Raw genomic sequence first — 15,921 nt, 5'->3', positions numbered from 1 at the left:
CTTTCATGCGTAGCAACGTTTACCTTTTCTGTTTTTTGTTTCTTTCGTTATCTGCCCGGGCGCAAAGCCCATTTGTCCCTCTTAATGCGGATTATTACCACATTATTGATCGGTTTGAGATTCGGCAAAATCGCTGGGCAGAAGGTTTTCATAGTTCGGTAAAACCGTATAACCGCCAGAGCATTATTGAGTTAAATGACAGCCTAGCCGCACAACCCGGCCGAGGGCTGTCCGATACTGATTACTTTAATTACGATTACCTGCGCGACGACAGTTGGGAGTGGGTCGCCCCATACGACTCATTGAAACCTGATCCGCTGGCTAAGCATTTGTTACCGTCGGCCCAACCGGGCGATAGCCGTCAACCGCTGCTCAAACATTTCTATCACAAGAAAGCTGATTTCTATAGCTTGCAAACACCGGACATTGATCTCCACGTAAATCCGGTGTTCAACTTCGGTTTTGGTATTGAAAACGGAACGCAGCAAACAGAAACTACCGACGAAGGATTAGACCAGCTTTTCGTTAATACGCGCGGCTTAGAAGTCCGTGGCACCATCGGTCGTAAGTTAGGTTTCTACACGTTCTTCTCCGACAATCAGGCCATTTACCCAAGCTACGTTCAGCGGTATGGGCAGGTATACAGCCGGTTTGAAGGTAGAGAAGGCTCCGCACCGGGCGAAGGGTTTACAAAGACCTACCGGACAAACGGCGTCGATTTTCTGTCGGCACGCGGCTACATTACGTTCAATACGCTCAAGGTCATCAATGTGCAATTTGGCCACGACCGTAACTTCTTTGGCAATGGTTTTCGCTCGCTACTGCTCTCCGACAACGCCCCTCCTTATTTATTTCTGAAACTGTCGACTCGTCTAGGCCGCCGGATTCAGTACACTAATTTGTTTACATCGCTCCAGAATACCCAGGCGCCCTTACCCGAAGGGGATAAGCTGATTCCGCCCAAGTTTGCGGCTATGCACCACCTGAGCATCAACGTCAACGACCACCTGAACGTCGGGGTATTCGAAGCCGAGGTGTTCAGTCGCGATCGGCTGGACCTTAGCTATTTAAACCCAATTATTTTATACCGTTACGTAGAGTCAGGGCTTGGCAGCGCTGATAACGCCATGATTGGTATTGACTTAAAGGCCAATTTCCTATCCCATTTTCTGGTATACAGTCAATTCCTGCTGGACGAGTTTCGGCTTAAGCAGTTGCTGGATGGTACGGGCAACTGGACCAATAAGTTCGCGTTCCAGCTTGGAGCGAAGTACATTGACGCCTTTGCGGTGCCGAACCTCGATCTGCAAGTCGAGATGAATCTAGCCCGGCCATATACGTACTCGCACGAATCGTCTCGAACCGTGAGCTCTGGTCAGACGAACTACGCACATTACAGCCAGCCGCTGGCGCACCCGCTGGGCGCTAACTTCCTGGAAGGCCTGGGGATTGTGCGGTATCAACGCAAAAAACTATCGGCGAACGGTATTTTCGGAATTATTACCTACGGAGCCGATCCTGACATAAACATTAATTACGGAGGTAATATCTTAAAAGATTACAACACCCGTTTTCGCGATGACGGTAATTTCATAGGACAGGGTCGGAAAACGGTAGTTACTTACGCTGATTTGCGAGCGTCGTATATGATCCGGCACAACATCTTTCTGGAAGGCCGCTTTTTATACCGCTTCCAGGACAGCCAATATCGACCGAATAGTTATACCGAGCAGGTAGCCAGCTTTGCCCTGCGCTGGAACCTACCGTACAGAAACTGGGTATTCTAAATTCAGTTATAAAGTTATAAAGTCATAGAGTGGTAGAGTTGAGTCTGAAAGCTGAACTCTACCACTCTATGACTTTATAACTTTATGATTCTTCAACTCACTATATGCTTGACCTCATCCGCCAGGAATTGATTGAAGCGCAATCGGTTCTGGACGCTTTCCTTAAGAGTCCCGCTCACCTTACCGCCATCGAACAAGCAGCCCGGCTTATGGCCGACGCTCTTGTGGACGGCCGTAAAATCATATCCTGCGGCAATGGTGGTTCCCATTGCGACGCTATGCACTTTGCCGAAGAGCTTTCGGGCCGCTATCGCGAAAATCGCCGGTCGTTAGCGGCCATTGCCATCTCTGACGTTAGCCATCTCTCCTGCGTTGGCAATGATTTTGGCTACGAGTTCGTGTTTTCCCGTTTCATCGAAGGCCTGGGGCAAGCGGGCGACGTATTGCTTGGCCTGAGCACAAGCGGCAATTCTGTGAACGTAGTATGGGCTGTGGAAGCCGCCCGGCAAAAAGGAATGAAAGTCGTTTTACTGACGGGCAATGACGGTGGTAAACTGGCTGATCTGGCCGACGTAGAGATTCGAGTACCACACTTCGGATACGCCGATCGCATTCAGGAAATTCACATTAAAGTCATTCACCTGCTCATTTTGTTGATTGAAAAGCAGGTTGTCTGAGATGTCTGACCGGATCGCCGACGCGGCCGGGATCTAAAGAAGGATTTACAGGATTTTGTTTGTGTCGCTTATCTCTTAACAAAATCTTGAAAATCCTTCTCTGGATACCGCAAGGCCGCCCGTGTGGTTCGGACATTTCAGAACTGTTTCAAGTAAGACAGTTTGCCAATAATGTGCTGCTCCTGCTGACGGTCGCGCTCGCGGAGGGAGCCGGCGTAAACGCCATTGTTGTAAACAATATACAAAAACGAAAGTGGTTGAAATTCCCAGGCCAGCCGGACATTCCAAACGTTCTTATCGTTGTACGTATTCCGCTGAAAAAAGCTGATCAGTTGCAGGCGGGGATTTACTGCCATCCGGCTTTCAATGCTGTACAAGCCAACTGTCTGCGAGTAACGCTCCAGACCAACATTGCGAAACTGATTAATTTCGGCGCTACTCGTCAACGAAAAATGCGGTATGGGAGAAATACGTAACGTACCCGACACATAATTCAGGCGACCATCATAATAGTTACCCGTTTCGGCATTGAGTTGATACGATACCTTTTTAGACGCGTCGCTGCTGAATAACAAGGAATAACGGGCGTAACGATACGTACCCGAGGCAATCCCAATGCCAAGTGGGCGGAAATCACCATCGTCTAAACGTTGAACGTTAGGGTTGACAAACAAGCCCAGAAAACCGCCGTTCTGAAAAGCGAACCAGACAGGATTCATATTCACCTGCAACTCCTGCAAACGGCCCGTCGACGCTTTATGGTACATCTCCACGAATGCGCCGGGTTCAAAACCCCGAATCCACTTGGGCAACCACTTACCGCGGTTCACAAAAAAGAAACCCGGTGTATTAGCCACTACATCACTGCGCGAAACGAATCCCATTTCGGGGTTAAAACCGCGCGTAACGACAGATTGGGTTATCCAGCCAACAAATTGATTAGACCGGTAAAAAAACTGGCTATAGCCCGCCATACCCTGGCCAGTACCACCCGACGACGTCGAGCCAATGACCATTGCATTGTAGGACAGCGATGAACTTAGGCGAAAAAATCCGTCGAGTGCCAGAACACTATTTTGATACGAGCTAACACCCGCGCCAGTATGAACGTTTTTAACCGTAAGCAAAGCCCCGATACGATTCTGACGGCCGATATTCTGCGAGAAGCGGCCAACTATAAAGTCCGTCGTAGGGCTATCGTCCGTACCACGCTGGCGAATAAACATCCCCCCAAAGTTGCGGCTTAGGGATCGGTAAACGAACCGCGCTCCGGCGTCAATAGGAACGGGCTTGCTGGTGCCGTCAGGCAGTATCGCCAAACCAATCGTACGGCTGAAAAAGGGCTGTATAGTCATGTTACCCCCCTCGCCAAGATCTCTTCCTACCAACCCAACGCCAAACAAGCTGGCATTTTCCAGGAAGAATTGCCGGCGTTCGGGGAAGAATACCGAAAATCGAGTGACGTTGTTCACCTGTCGGTCTACATCGGCCTGCGCGAAGTCAGTATTCACCGTTAGGTCCAGCACCGCGTTCGGGTTGATGGCCCATTTAGCATCTCCACCAATTTTAACTTTAGTAGCGCGTGAATCACCCACTTCAGTACCCTTATATGCATCATCAGACAGCAGTATATAGGGCTGAATGCGAACGTTGGGCGAGGGTGGCGGAGGTTTGATACCCGTTAGCCGACCGGCATACTCCATACGCAGGGGTGTAAAAGCCCGCGGATGAGGTGACCAAGCCGATAACTCATTGGCAGCCCGCCGGTTACGGGCAAAATTAATCCCCCACGACTGTTCATTATTTTGACCGGTTGAATCACCAGAAATCGCCTGTAGCGCACTGGTCCCCAGTGATCGGGCATAACGCAAGGTCTGCCAGGGAATGGCCATCTCGGCTACCCAGCCCGAATCAGTCCGGGAAGTTCGGACCCGCCAAAGGCCATCCCATTCAATATCATAGAGCAAATCGTCGAACGAAAGTAAATCGCGTTGAGTACCGTAAGGATTGGTTGAAAACGACATGGCATTACGCCGGTCGCTGAACCCGTCAATCGACACCGCGAAGTAATCGTGGGCCTGATTGTCGAAATCCCGTTTAAAGTCAGTGGCCCGTAAAGCGCTTCGGCCGAGCGTATCCCGGTTGAAGGCTGCGATATAAAGAAATTTACGGTTGTAAAGCACCCGAACGTCGGTCTGCGAGCCGAGTGGATTGCCCTGGTAGGGTTCAACCTGAAAAAAGTTGCTGACGGGGGTAGCCCGCTGCCACTCAGCTTCAGTAAGCGAACCGTCTACTTTGAGATTATCCAGAATTTCGGTTGCCCGGATGGTTTTCGGCGTTTTCGAGGGCGCAAAAATGCTGGCTTGCTGCGGGCTAGTCTGACCATTACTCACGGGGTTCTTCTCTAATGAATCCACCTGGACGGCATCAGACGGTGCCGAATCTGGCGACACTACACCACTGGACTGGGCGAAAGCCCAACCTGGAAGAATAAACAAACATAATAAGTAACGTAGACAAAGGGAAAACATAGTGGGCGGATAAATCAACAGGCAAAAATAATTGATTTGCCCGCCCACCGAGGGCTTTTTCGCCGAACGGTTGCTGCCTGGGATAAAAAGCAGAGCCGCCCGACAAATGCCGTTCGTCGGATCACGGAGTTAGCTCGTTTGCTGCGACACGTATTAAACGTAGTGGCTGCACAGGCGGAGGCAGCGGTGCGCCTACGGCTACATTGCGCGTAACCGTCTGACGACCATCGCTAATTTGTAAGTGATAGGTTCCTTCGGTTAACTGATCAAGGTTGAACAGCCGTCGGTAGGGTTGGTCCTTCGGCCGAATAGCCTCTTCGTACACAACTTGTTGTTTAGCGTCAACGAGCTGAATCAACAGCCGACGCGACCAGTAATTGTCAACGGCCACCCGAACGCTGCCAGTGGGTTGAACAACGTACATGCTCACGGCAAAAGAAGGTCGAACATACACAGTATCGGCCGTTTGCAAAAGCCCGAGCAGAATGGGAAGAAAAAGCGTGTTCATGTGATTTGTTTTTGAGACAAAACTATTCAGCCGCCCTGAGTCACGCTGTTTTTTTAGCCCAACAACGTCATGGCCATTCATACGCTATAGTACTCAGACTAAGGGCATTCAGCTACTCTAACAGCCGTTCGTCGTGTCAAACAGCTATTCGTCTAAAAAGCCCGTTCGGTTGTGCCGTTTGTGCGTTGAAACCTGTAGCTTTCGTTGTAAAAACGACCTACGCCAATGACAGTGAAGCAAAAGACAATCGCTATACACGGCCTTTTCTGGACTGCTTATTTTCTTTATTCATGGCTGGCCTACGCCAGTATTCTGAATGAATCCTGTTCAGAAATTGTAGGAGACCCCTACGAAGCTGAGTTTTTCACCGCTTTAATCTGCGTCCCGATCACAGCCGCAGCCGTCTATTTCACGATTAATTTCCTGATCGAGAAGTACCTGCTAGCACGAAAACACAGATCGTTTTACGTCGGGTTAGCCCTTGGCCTCATCGGTTTTGTATTGCTCGACCGCGTGCTGATTTATACGTTGATTTACCCGACCTATTACCCTTACATTCCAGCGCAGTTTCCGCTGCTTTTTCTACCTAAGCTGATTACGCTAGCCGTTGATCAGTTCACCATTGTTGGAGCTGCCGTGATGATCTATTTTGCCAACAAGTGGAACCAGCAACGACAGGTGAATCAGCAATTACAGTTAGCTAAACGAGAGGCCGAACTCGAATTGCTGCAATCACAGGTACAACCGCATTTTATCTTCAATACGTTGAATAACATTTATGCGCTCTCGCTCAAGAATTCGCCCCAAACACCGGATATGATTTATCGGTTGTCGTCGCTGCTCGATTATATGCTCTACGACAGTAAAAGCGGGCGGGTGTCGCTTCGAAGCGAGCTGGATTACATCAATAACTACCTGAATTTGCAGCAAATCCGTTACGGCACCCAACTCAGCCTGACCCTAAACGCCGACCCAGCCGTATACGATTTTGTCATCGCTCCGCTGTTGCTACTGCCGTTTGTCGAGAACTGCTTCAAGCACGGCGTTTGTCAACAACTAGCCAACAACTGGATTGAAATTGACTTGGCATTGAAGGATGACACCTTACGAATACGGATTAGAAACAGTAAAGATGCTGACGACGAGCCAACAACGGGTAAAGGGGGCATCGGCCTGCAAAATGTACGCAGTCGACTGGCGATTCTTTACAAAGACCAGCATCGGCTGGTCATTACGAACGAGCCTACTGTTTTCACCATAGACTTGACCATCGCCCTGTCGGCTCTGATGTGCGATACGGTACCCGAAACACTCGTCTACGCCTGACCTTACATTATGTATGACGCCTAAGCTACGCTGCGCCGTAGTGGACGACGAGCCACTAGCGGTCGAATTGTTAACCTCTTACATTGCCCGGCTCCCAGATCTTGAGCTGGTCGGCACCAGTTCTAACGCCGTAGATGCGTTTGGATTGGTGCAGCGCAAAGCCGTTGACCTGCTGTTTTTAGACATTCAGATGCCCCGGCTGACAGGCATCGACTTCCTGAAAACGCTAACGCGCCCGCCTATGGTAGTTATGACTACTGCTTACCGCGAATTTGCGCTGGAAGGCTATGAGCTGGATGTTGTCGACTTCCTGCTGAAACCTATTCTGTTCGACCGATTCATGAAAGGGGTTGGGAAAGCGTTCCAACGTCGGCTACCCGATACCCCGGAAGCGGCTTCCTCCAACCAGCCGACGGCCCAATCGCATTTATACATCCGGGTGGACAAAGAAGTGGTCAAAGTCTTGCTAACCGATATTTTGTGGGTCGAGAGTATGAAAGATTACGTCAAGATCAAGACGCATCAGCAAACGTTCGTGACGTACCTGCGCATCAGTTATCTTGAAGAAACGTTACCTTCCCTGCAGTTTATACGAATACACCGGTCGTTTATCGTGGCTAGTGCTAAAATAACCGCCTTTAGCGCCTATACGGTTCGGGTTGGCACGACCGAACTGCCAATCGGCCGTAACTACCGAAGCGAAGTGATGAGATACCTGGAGAAAGCGGGTTAATAATCACCACCGGCGCCACCACCGCCAAAGCTACCGCCCCCGAAGCCGCCAAAGTCACTGCCACCACCGCCACTCCAGCCGCCACCGCCCGAGCCACCCCAACCCGAGTAGGTTGATGTCGGGAAGAAGACGGGCGGGAAGAAGCCACCACCCCGATTGCCACTATTACCGCCCCCTCGGTTTCGGCGCGAGATAATAAAGAAAACGATGATCAGAATAAATATCAGCAGAATGAATCCTACGCCCCCGCCGTCCGTCGATTGGTCCGTGTCATCTTTATACTCGCCCCGAGCGCGCTGAATGATTTCGGTTGTGGCCCTGTCCAGCCCTTCAAAATACTGCTCCTGCTTGAAAGCCGGGGCAATGGTATTACTGATGATTCGTTTGGCGATAGCGTCGGGAATAGCTCCTTCCAGGCCATAACCGGTGGCAATAAATACTTTGCGGGTTTGGGTAGCCCAGGCCAGTACAAGACCATTGTTTTTGCCTTTTTGCCCTACTCCCCACTTTCGCCCTACCTGAAACGCAAAGTCGCCGATGGGGTACGGCTCGGTGGTTCGGACAATAACAATTGTAATCTGCGTTGACGTCGAATCGTTGTAAGCACGGAGCTTCTGCTCCAGCTGATTACGTTCGCTACCGCTCAACACACCCACAAAGTCGTTAACTAACCGGGGCGGATTAGGCCGGTCAGGTATAACCGAATCTGCACTACTAACCTGCGCCCACACAGTAGACGAAGCGGTCAGCAGAAACAATAACAGCCCTAAACGTAACGCTCGGGCGATATGAAAAAAGGTGGGTACGTTCACAGATGTGTCAGTCAAACGAAATATCGTCGGCGAGTTCGTTGGTATCGTCTTTAGCGTAAGGAAAGTAGTGTTTCAACTGCTGCCCAGCCCGCTCGATACCCTGGCTCAAGCCTTCAACGTAGTTACCAGCCGCAAAGTGAGTGCGCAGCAACTCTTTGGTACTTTCCCAAAAATCGGCAGGCACTTTTGCGTCAATTCCCTTATCACCGACTACGGCAAATTTTCGATCAACATGAGCCAGATAAAACAGCACTCCGTTTTGATCTTTTGTCTGGTGCATACCCAGCCGGGCAAACACCTCAATGGCTCGCTGGACAGGATCGTTGTTAGCGCAATGGGGCTCAACATGCACCCGAATCTCACCCGACGTAGCTTTTTCAGCCTGCCGTATGGCATTCACAATGCGCTGTTGTTCGTCGGAGGTGAACGGGTTGGTCATAGCTTAATGAGTCGTTTTTACCCCTCCCGGCCTCCCCTACAAGGGGAGGAGTTTTTAAATAGCTAGTAGTTTTACTCCTCCCCTACAAGGGGAGGTTAGGAGGGGTAAAGCTAGCCGTCAAAACTGTACCGTTGGTGCGCTTTGGGCGGCTTGTGAAGCCTCGAACAGACCACGACGCTGAAAGCCGAACACGCCCGCGAAAATATTATTCGGGAACGAACGAACCGATTGATTGTAGCTGGTAGCAACGCCATTGAAGTCGTTACGGGCCACGGTAATACGGTTCTCGGTACCTTCTAACTGCGCCTGAAGTTCAGAAAAATTTTGTGTCGCTTTCAACTGCGGATAATTCTCGGCAACAGCCAGCAGCCGCGATAGCGAACCGCTTAACTGATCCTGAGCCGCCTGAAATTTCTGAATATTTTCGGGCGTCAACTGGTCGGCCGTCAGATTAATGCTAGTCGCTTTAGAACGAGCCTCCTGTACGGCTACCAACGTTCCTTTTTCGAAGTTAGCAGCCCCCTGCACCGTCCGAACTAAGTTAGGGATCAGGTCGGCCCGGCGCTGGTATTGGGTCTGCACGTTAGCCCAGGCGTTCTCAACAGAGGTGTCTTTCTGCACGAGACCGTTGTAAGAGCTACAACCGTATACGCCCAGAATAAGTAGAATAGCAACGACAATAATTGTGGTTCTTGACATGGTTGTGTTACCTAAATAGGTTATTACTTGATTCAAAATTGGGTAAAACTCGTAATTATTTTATGTAAAACTACGTCAGTGGTGTTTTTCGGCCTTTGTCCACTTATTTGGATTGATGACTGGCATGGGGTAATCATCGCCAAGGGCAACACCATACTGCGACTGCTCGGCGGGTGATAGGTTAGATACCAGATGTACTTTCTCGGCGGGCACTTGAGCCAACTCAGGAAGCCAGTGTTTTACGTACTTACCGGCCTCATCGTAGCGGGTAGCCTGGCTATAAATATTAAAATAGCGCGCCTGACCGTCGTGGCTCTGGCGTGGATCATTACCAACCCCCGCCACATAATTCCAGTTGCCCCAGTTACTGCAAGGGTCATAGTCTACGAGCAAGCTTTCGAAGTAAGCAGCGCCCCATGTCCAGTCGATGCCCAAATCGGAGACGAGAAAGCTCGCTACGTTTTGCCGCCCGCGGTTCGACATAAAGCCCGTTTGATTCATTTCTCGCATGTTGGCGTCAATGAAAGGAATGCCGGTTTCCCCTTCGGCCCACCGCATAAATAAATCAGGATCACGTCGCCACTTCCGGTTTAAATCATGCCGAATACCACTCGGCTTGAATATTCTGGTTCCGTAACGCAGGGCCACAAACCGAAAAAAGTCTCGCCAGATTAACTCGAATATCAGCCAATACGTTGAGTCATTCTTGACACGCTCTTCCTCGTAACGTTTAACCTCGCCATAAATTAACCGGGGTGACAAGCATCCTAACGCCAGCCAGGCCGAAAATTTAGATGAGTACTCTTCGCCCAACATGCCGTTACGCGTGTCTTTGTAGGTCCGAATCAGGTCTTTCTCCCAGATGTACCGTTGCAGACGAGCCAGCGCTACAGTTTCACCGCCCTCAAATGGTACGGCTGCCCGGACATCTTTTGTCAGTTCTACTGGGAAGTCAAACGACGCCAGGGTTGGCATAGGCCCGGCATCTACGGGGGTCGATGGCCCTTGAACTCGTTGGGGGGTTGGAATCGTCTCGCGCACTTGAGCGTACTTCTCTACCTTATTCCGGAATTGAGTAAATACATCCGGAAGCCGGGAAATATCAAATGGCAAATCGCGGACGTGGTACAGTGTAGCGCCCCAAAATAAGTCAAGATCAACGTTGAGCGGCTTAAGTCGCTTACTCAAGTCAGATTCGATATCGGTTTCTTCCTGAGTAACTTCTTTACTTGCGTAGATCGCCGTGGCTCCTGTCTCTTCGGCTAAGTTGGCCAGTATTTTAGCCGGATCGCCCGTTCTGACAATCAAGTCAGCCCCTTTACTTTGTAATGACCGTCGTAAATCCGTTACGGCTTCAATCAGAAAGTTTGTTCGAAAGATGCCGGTTTTGCGAAAGGCCAAATCGTCTACGTCAACGAACCAGCTCGGGTCGAAAACGAACACGGGAATCACCTCGTCGGCCATGGCCACGGCTTTGTCGAATCCCTCGTTGTCATGCAGGCGCAGGTCATTCCGGAACCAGTATAGAATTCGTTGGGGCATAAAAAACAGGTTGTCGGTAGTACGTACCAACAACCTGAAATAAGCAGATTGGTTTAGTAACTACCTTATTGCTCGTTCAGCGCCCAGTTATATTCTAGAAATGAGATTTGGGTATCCTTCGATATTTTCGTTTTAGAGTACCGGTTCACCCAATCTTCAACCGATTTGCCATTCTCTTTCCAATCGCCTTTGTACCAGTCAAAATATTTTGACAAGCTAGCCTTTTTAGGCGTAATGGCGTTCTTGGCGGGATTATTCAGAAAATCATTTCCCTGATCGTCAAGTTGTGCAATAAGTTTATCGCCTTCGTAGGCTTCGTTGCGTAAGCGAGGGCAGGATTTGGCGGCACAAACCAGCGCAAAGTGAATGCGGGGCTCGTTGTAATTTTTACGTAACGTACCATGTTCAATGTTATCAAGGCTCATCGATTCGCCACCAATCTTGAAAAACTTGCTCGCCCAGGGCGTCGTCACGAAAGGAATCTTGATTTTAGAGCCAATGTCTTTAATGCTTTCAACGGGGTAATGATTCAGAATTAGCTGTATTGTATAAGCGTTGTAAGCATTGATCCAATACGCCATTTGATCGTTCTTACTCCACTTGCTGGTTGGCGGATTATTACTGATCATATCGAGGTACTTCTTCAGCTCTTTCTCCTCGCTTTTCAATCCTTTATAGTTGACCAGGCCCTTCTCGTTTACGTACTTCTTCAACAGACGATCATAGCTACTATGGTCAATAGGAGCGCTCGAAACGATGGAAGTGCCTGGGGGAGAAGAAATGAAAGCGGCCAGCGTCAGTGAGGCTACACTTACCAGCAGAATTACCGCTCCTTTTATCGTGTAATGTGTCATTCTTTTTTGTTTGTTTACCGATACATACGCCATTACGTTCCAAAAGGTTTAATGGTCTGGTAAAGCGCTTGACATAAATATTGAAAGCTGATGAATCTCGACTTAACTGGCAAAACTGCCCTTGTGGGCGGTAGTACTCAGGGCATTGGCCGTGCTACGGCCGTAGAATTGGCTCTATTGGGAGCAAACGTTGTTCTGATTGCTCGAAATGAAGAAACGTTGAAAACTACGCTTGCTAGCTTAGACACGACACGCGGCCAGGTACACCGTTATCTGGTTGCCGACTTCAGCCAACCAGGGGCCGTGCCGACGGCCGTAGCCCAGCATCTGGCGCAGTTCCCGGATGTGCACATTTTGATCAACAACACTGGCGGCCCGGCGGGTGGCTCATTGCTTGACGCTAACCCAGAGGAGTTTACACAAACGTTTCACAACCACCTACTGAACAATCAGGCACTGGTGCAGGCCGTTGTACCGAGCATGAGGCAAGCAGGCTACGGACGTATCGTGAATATCATCTCTACATCCGTAAAGCAGCCAATTGTCGGGCTGGGCGTTTCAAACACCATTCGAGGAGCTGTGGCGCAATGGGCCAAAACGCTATCCTTAGAAATTGCCCGTTTCGGCATCACCGTGAACAACGTCTTGCCCGGTTATACCCGCACTGCCCGGCTAGAAGCCGTACTGACAATGCGCGCGAAAGCATCGGGTAAAACCGAAGAAGAAACAGCGGTTCAGATGGAAAGCGAGATTCCAACGGGACGGTTTGTTACGGCCGAAGAAGTAGCAGCGGCAGTAGCGTTTCTATGTACTCCCGCAGCCGCATCCATTAACGGCATCAACGTTCCGGTAGACGGCGGCAAGACGGGTAGTCTTTGAGGTGGGCGAAGGGCCGAGGGCGTGGGGTGCGTTCGCTGTTTTACCCTACGCCCCCAGCCCCTACGCTCACACTAAACTATTTTTGAACGCATAGGCTACCATGCCCGCGGTATTTTTGGTACCTGTTTTTTCCAGAATACGCAGCCGATGGCCTTCCACCGTGCGGGGGCTGAGAAAAATCTTTTCGCTGATTTCGTTCGTTGACAGGCCTTCGCAAATCAGCGTTAATACTTCCTTTTCGCGTTCCGAAAGCAGGATCTTGCTGTTATAGAATGCATTGACCGGCTTAGCAATGGTTGTTTTGTTAGTCATTTTCCGAAGCATTGCCTTCGAGACAAACTCGTTCAGGTAAACACCTTCGTCCATCACCTTTCGAATGGCTTTTTCAACTTCCCCGGCTTCGGCGTCTTTAAGCAAGTAGCCGCTTACGCCTTTTTCGAGCAGATGTAACACCATTCGATCTTCGTCGTGCATGGTCAGGACGACAATCTTAATGAGGGGGTAATTTTCGCGCAGGTAATCGGCCGTAGCGGTACCATCCATGACCGGCATTTGTAGATCGAGCAGCACTACATCGGGCATTTTTCGCGGAATTTTATCGATGAGTTCCTGCCCATTGCTAGCTTCCAGAATGAGTTCGAAGTCATAAATCTGACCAAGAATGGTGGACATTCCGACGCGGAACAGCGTGTGATCGTCGCAGAGAGCTAGTTTAATTTTTCGCATAGAGGAAGGGGTTAGAGGCTGACCCATGTTGTGTCGTTAACGTTGGCCGTCCGGCAAACAAATTAACTCAATAAATTAACAGGTTGCTCGTCGTGAAGCTGTACTTGCACATGAATGTGAGAACCCCGTCCGGGTGCCACATCAAACGTAACGTGACCATTCACTACGCTTAATCGGCTTTCGATATTACGTAGCCCTAGGCCACCCTGTTTGTTTTCCATGATGGCATCAAAGTCGAAGCCTACGCCATCGTCGAGCACGGACAAACGTACTTCTTTTTCGAAACAGTGCAGCTGAATAGTAACGTGACGGGCACGGGCGTGCCGAATAACATTGTTTACAAGCTCCTGCGCAATACGGTATAGCATCAGATCGAGCGCAGGAGGCAGGTGTTCAATGGTTTCTGGACAACTTAATTGGATTTCCAGCTCACTATCCGTGGCCCGGTCGGCAAGTTCTTCGAGGGCCGGTAATAGGCCAAAACGTTCTAACGTAGTCGGAACCAGGTCGCGGCTAATGCGCCGAACATTGGTCATTGTTTCATCGAGCATAGAGCGCGTTTTCTGCATCTGAAGGCTCACTCGAACGCTATCGCCGTTCAGTTGCCGCTCCAATTGATTCAAGTTCATTTTGGTAACCGATAACATGGTACCAATGCCGTCGTGCAGATCTTCGGCAAGTCGTCGGCGCTCTTCTTCCTGCCCCCGGAATGTAGCGGCCATTAGTTCACGACGGTGCTGCTCCTGCAACTCCTTAAGGGCCAGCTGTTGCTTTACCTGTTTTTGCTGGTAGTAGGCCACGAATATAATGATGAACACCGCCATCATTATCAATACGGCCGTCCCGACCGCAATCACAAAACTGGAATCCATTAACGTTTTGTCTCTTTACGGCTAAACCCGAGTAGAGTAAATTTGAACAAAGCCTGCCTGAATGTCAATGGTTTGTTAGGTGTGATTTAGTGAGTGGTAACTTAGTGGTACAGTCAGAAGATGTTTTTGCGGTCATACTTGCTAAACCATAAACCAAGCGCGAAGAATAAACAAAAAAGGGTGAACAAAAGCTGACTGACGTTCCAGAAAAAGTCAAAAACCTCATCGGAGATAACCTCTTTGGGACTAAATATGTATTCACCAAATAGAAAAATAAAGAAAGTGCCAGCCGTATACATCAACAAGCCCGATGTGATCCAGAACATGCTGTACGTCAATATATCGCGGACAACCATTCTGGCGATCAGGTTATTGAAATAGACCAGACATATGGTAATAGAGAATATTCTGAAGATTGACAGAATCTCAGCTGATACAGCGTCGTGTCGGTAGAAAAAGAATAGTAAGGGAATCGATAGACAAGTCAGGACAGCAACCAGTGATTTCTTGTCTTTAGTCGGGAAAGAAGCATTATAGAGAACGCCTATCAGGATCAATTCTATGATTGCCTGTATGTTCTGAACGTGTAAACTACTAGTACTGTGTAAACTAAGCCAAAGTGAGTAGGTGTCTTTAATAAAATAAAACGCAAACAGTAAGATGCCAATCCGGTGTTCCTTGGCAATGATTCGGTAATTAATCAGGCCTACAAATATGGGCAGCAGGCTACCGAAGTGCGAAATAAAGTCGATTGGGTATTCTATAAGTTGATTGTAAAGCTTTTGCCACATTTGAGTATACCTTGACTATGGGTATGGCCAACGTTGTATTAAGCGCAATGTCGTGGACAGATATGGCCTTCACCCAACGTTTCTCCGTCTCCATCGTCTGGCATGTCTTTTAAACCAGCCTGGCTGCTACGAATGGGCATATCGTTTCCCATTTTATCAACGCCAGTCAACAAGACTCGTGGTTTCAGTTGGCCAACGCCCGACTCTGTGGGGTTACCATCTTCGTCTTCCCAACGCTTCGCATGATGAATTCGTAAGCCAACACATCCGGGTTGGCTTAATAGATGTTGGATTTGGTTCATACCAAAAAACTCGGAGCGGACGTAATCATCTTCTTTCAAGCCAGCCGCTAATTTACGGTCGCGATAAGCTTCTTTTAAGGATTTGGTCTCACGCTTAGAAAGAAAGCGTCCTGCGTTTTCGGTAAAGGCACTCATAATATATTTTGGCTATTCAGTAGTGTACATTGATCATAGTAACCATGATCAAAACAGATCCAAAATTATTATAAATAAGTATGTGTATCAACATGTACTAGCTGAATATCGTACGGTATACCTTTGATTTACAGAAAATTACACTTACTCATTTTACCATTAATGCGTAGTTCTACGTAGTAAAGTACGGGCTTCTGCTTGTTCAAATTGCGATGATTAAAATCGGGGTTTCTGCGCTTACTCAGCACCCGTTAAGCCACTTACCTTTGTACTGTAGCTGGCACGCAGGTTGATTGAGATATACGCTC

At 49.2% G+C, this 15,921-nt stretch carries 16 protein-coding genes; 5 read left to right on the top strand and 11 right to left on the bottom strand.

Annotated elements, in window-relative coordinates; translation table 11 throughout:
• Positions 1 to 5: 5 nt before the first annotated feature.
• Positions 6 to 1,787 (top strand): hypothetical protein, encoded by a 1,782-nt coding sequence (locus tag ACFSUS_RS12545; protein WP_381523037.1) that lies wholly within the window; start codon positions 6 to 8, stop codon positions 1,785 to 1,787.
• A 104-nt stretch (positions 1,788 to 1,891) separates the two neighbouring features.
• Positions 1,892 to 2,464 (top strand): D-sedoheptulose 7-phosphate isomerase, encoded by a 573-nt coding sequence (gene lpcA / locus ACFSUS_RS12540; RefSeq protein ID WP_381523035.1) that lies wholly within the window; start codon positions 1,892 to 1,894, stop codon positions 2,462 to 2,464.
• Between the two features lie 137 nt (positions 2,465 to 2,601).
• Here lpcA and ACFSUS_RS12535 read toward each other — a convergent pair whose 3' ends face one another.
• On the bottom strand, positions 2,602 to 4,962 hold the full coding sequence (locus ACFSUS_RS12535) for a DUF5916 domain-containing protein (RefSeq protein ID WP_381523033.1): 2,361 nt from the start codon (positions 4,960 to 4,962) through the stop codon (positions 2,602 to 2,604).
• Between the two features lie 154 nt (positions 4,963 to 5,116).
• The gene (locus tag ACFSUS_RS12530; protein ID WP_381523031.1) at positions 5,117 to 5,503 is read right to left on the bottom strand and encodes a hypothetical protein; all 387 of its coding nucleotides are present in this window, start codon (positions 5,501 to 5,503) and stop codon (positions 5,117 to 5,119) included.
• A gap of 225 nt (positions 5,504 to 5,728) precedes the next feature.
• On the opposite strand from ACFSUS_RS12530, the gene ACFSUS_RS12525 reads away from it, so the two are divergent.
• Together ACFSUS_RS12525 and ACFSUS_RS12520 are read left to right on the top strand one after the other, a co-directional pair.
• Complete coding sequence (locus ACFSUS_RS12525; RefSeq protein ID WP_381523029.1) at positions 5,729 to 6,829, top strand: sensor histidine kinase; 1,101 nt, start codon at positions 5,729 to 5,731, stop codon at positions 6,827 to 6,829.
• Between the two features lie 13 nt (positions 6,830 to 6,842).
• The gene (locus ACFSUS_RS12520) at positions 6,843 to 7,562 is read left to right on the top strand and encodes a LytR/AlgR family response regulator transcription factor (RefSeq protein ID WP_381523027.1); all 720 of its coding nucleotides are present in this window, start codon (positions 6,843 to 6,845) and stop codon (positions 7,560 to 7,562) included.
• Here ACFSUS_RS12520 and ACFSUS_RS12515 read toward each other — a convergent pair.
• The 5 genes from ACFSUS_RS12515 to ACFSUS_RS12495 form a co-directional block, all read right to left on the bottom strand.
• Positions 7,559 to 8,374, bottom strand: coding sequence for a TPM domain-containing protein (locus ACFSUS_RS12515; protein WP_381523025.1), 816 nt, complete (start codon positions 8,372 to 8,374; stop codon positions 7,559 to 7,561). The two genes, ACFSUS_RS12520 and ACFSUS_RS12515, sit on opposite strands and share 4 nt — an antisense overlap.
• 7 nt (positions 8,375 to 8,381) lie before the next feature.
• The gene (locus ACFSUS_RS12510) at positions 8,382 to 8,813 is read right to left on the bottom strand and encodes a TPM domain-containing protein (protein WP_381523023.1); all 432 of its coding nucleotides are present in this window, start codon (positions 8,811 to 8,813) and stop codon (positions 8,382 to 8,384) included.
• A gap of 117 nt (positions 8,814 to 8,930) precedes the next feature.
• Entirely contained in the window at positions 8,931 to 9,512 is a 582-nt protein-coding gene (locus ACFSUS_RS12505; RefSeq protein WP_381523022.1) for a LemA family protein, read from the bottom strand.
• A gap of 75 nt (positions 9,513 to 9,587) precedes the next feature.
• Positions 9,588 to 11,054 (bottom strand): DASH family cryptochrome, encoded by a 1,467-nt coding sequence (locus tag ACFSUS_RS12500; protein ID WP_381523020.1) that lies wholly within the window; start codon positions 11,052 to 11,054, stop codon positions 9,588 to 9,590.
• Between the two features lie 65 nt (positions 11,055 to 11,119).
• On the bottom strand, positions 11,120 to 11,908 hold the full coding sequence (locus ACFSUS_RS12495; protein ID WP_381523018.1) for a DUF547 domain-containing protein: 789 nt from the start codon (positions 11,906 to 11,908) through the stop codon (positions 11,120 to 11,122).
• A gap of 90 nt (positions 11,909 to 11,998) precedes the next feature.
• Between ACFSUS_RS12495 and ACFSUS_RS12490 the strand changes: the two genes are divergently transcribed.
• The gene (locus tag ACFSUS_RS12490; RefSeq protein ID WP_381523017.1) at positions 11,999 to 12,787 is read left to right on the top strand and encodes an SDR family oxidoreductase; all 789 of its coding nucleotides are present in this window, start codon (positions 11,999 to 12,001) and stop codon (positions 12,785 to 12,787) included.
• A 66-nt stretch (positions 12,788 to 12,853) separates the two neighbouring features.
• On the opposite strand, the gene ACFSUS_RS12485 is transcribed toward ACFSUS_RS12490, so the two are convergent.
• The 4 genes from ACFSUS_RS12485 to ACFSUS_RS12470 all read right to left on the bottom strand — a co-directional run bounded on the left by ACFSUS_RS12485 (position 12,854) and on the right by ACFSUS_RS12470 (position 15,613).
• Positions 12,854 to 13,513, bottom strand: coding sequence for a response regulator transcription factor (locus tag ACFSUS_RS12485; RefSeq protein WP_381523015.1), 660 nt, complete (start codon positions 13,511 to 13,513; stop codon positions 12,854 to 12,856).
• Between the two features lie 62 nt (positions 13,514 to 13,575).
• Positions 13,576 to 14,385 (bottom strand): sensor histidine kinase, encoded by an 810-nt coding sequence (locus ACFSUS_RS12480; protein ID WP_381523014.1) that lies wholly within the window; start codon positions 14,383 to 14,385, stop codon positions 13,576 to 13,578.
• A 113-nt stretch (positions 14,386 to 14,498) separates the two neighbouring features.
• The gene (locus tag ACFSUS_RS12475) at positions 14,499 to 15,176 is read right to left on the bottom strand and encodes a hypothetical protein (protein WP_381523012.1); all 678 of its coding nucleotides are present in this window, start codon (positions 15,174 to 15,176) and stop codon (positions 14,499 to 14,501) included.
• Positions 15,177 to 15,214: 38 nt separating this feature from the next.
• Positions 15,215 to 15,613: a hypothetical protein gene (locus ACFSUS_RS12470; RefSeq protein WP_381523010.1), complete on the bottom strand. Its 399-nt coding sequence runs from the start codon at positions 15,611 to 15,613 to the stop codon at positions 15,215 to 15,217.
• Positions 15,614 to 15,921: the final 308 nt, after the last annotated feature.

The sequence above is a fragment of the Spirosoma soli genome, assembly GCF_042684525.1.
Classification (GTDB): domain Bacteria; phylum Bacteroidota; class Bacteroidia; order Cytophagales; family Spirosomataceae; genus Spirosoma; species Spirosoma soli.
The sequence above is the reverse complement of the archived record's forward strand: the minus strand, read 5'-3'. Positions and strand labels throughout refer to the sequence as shown.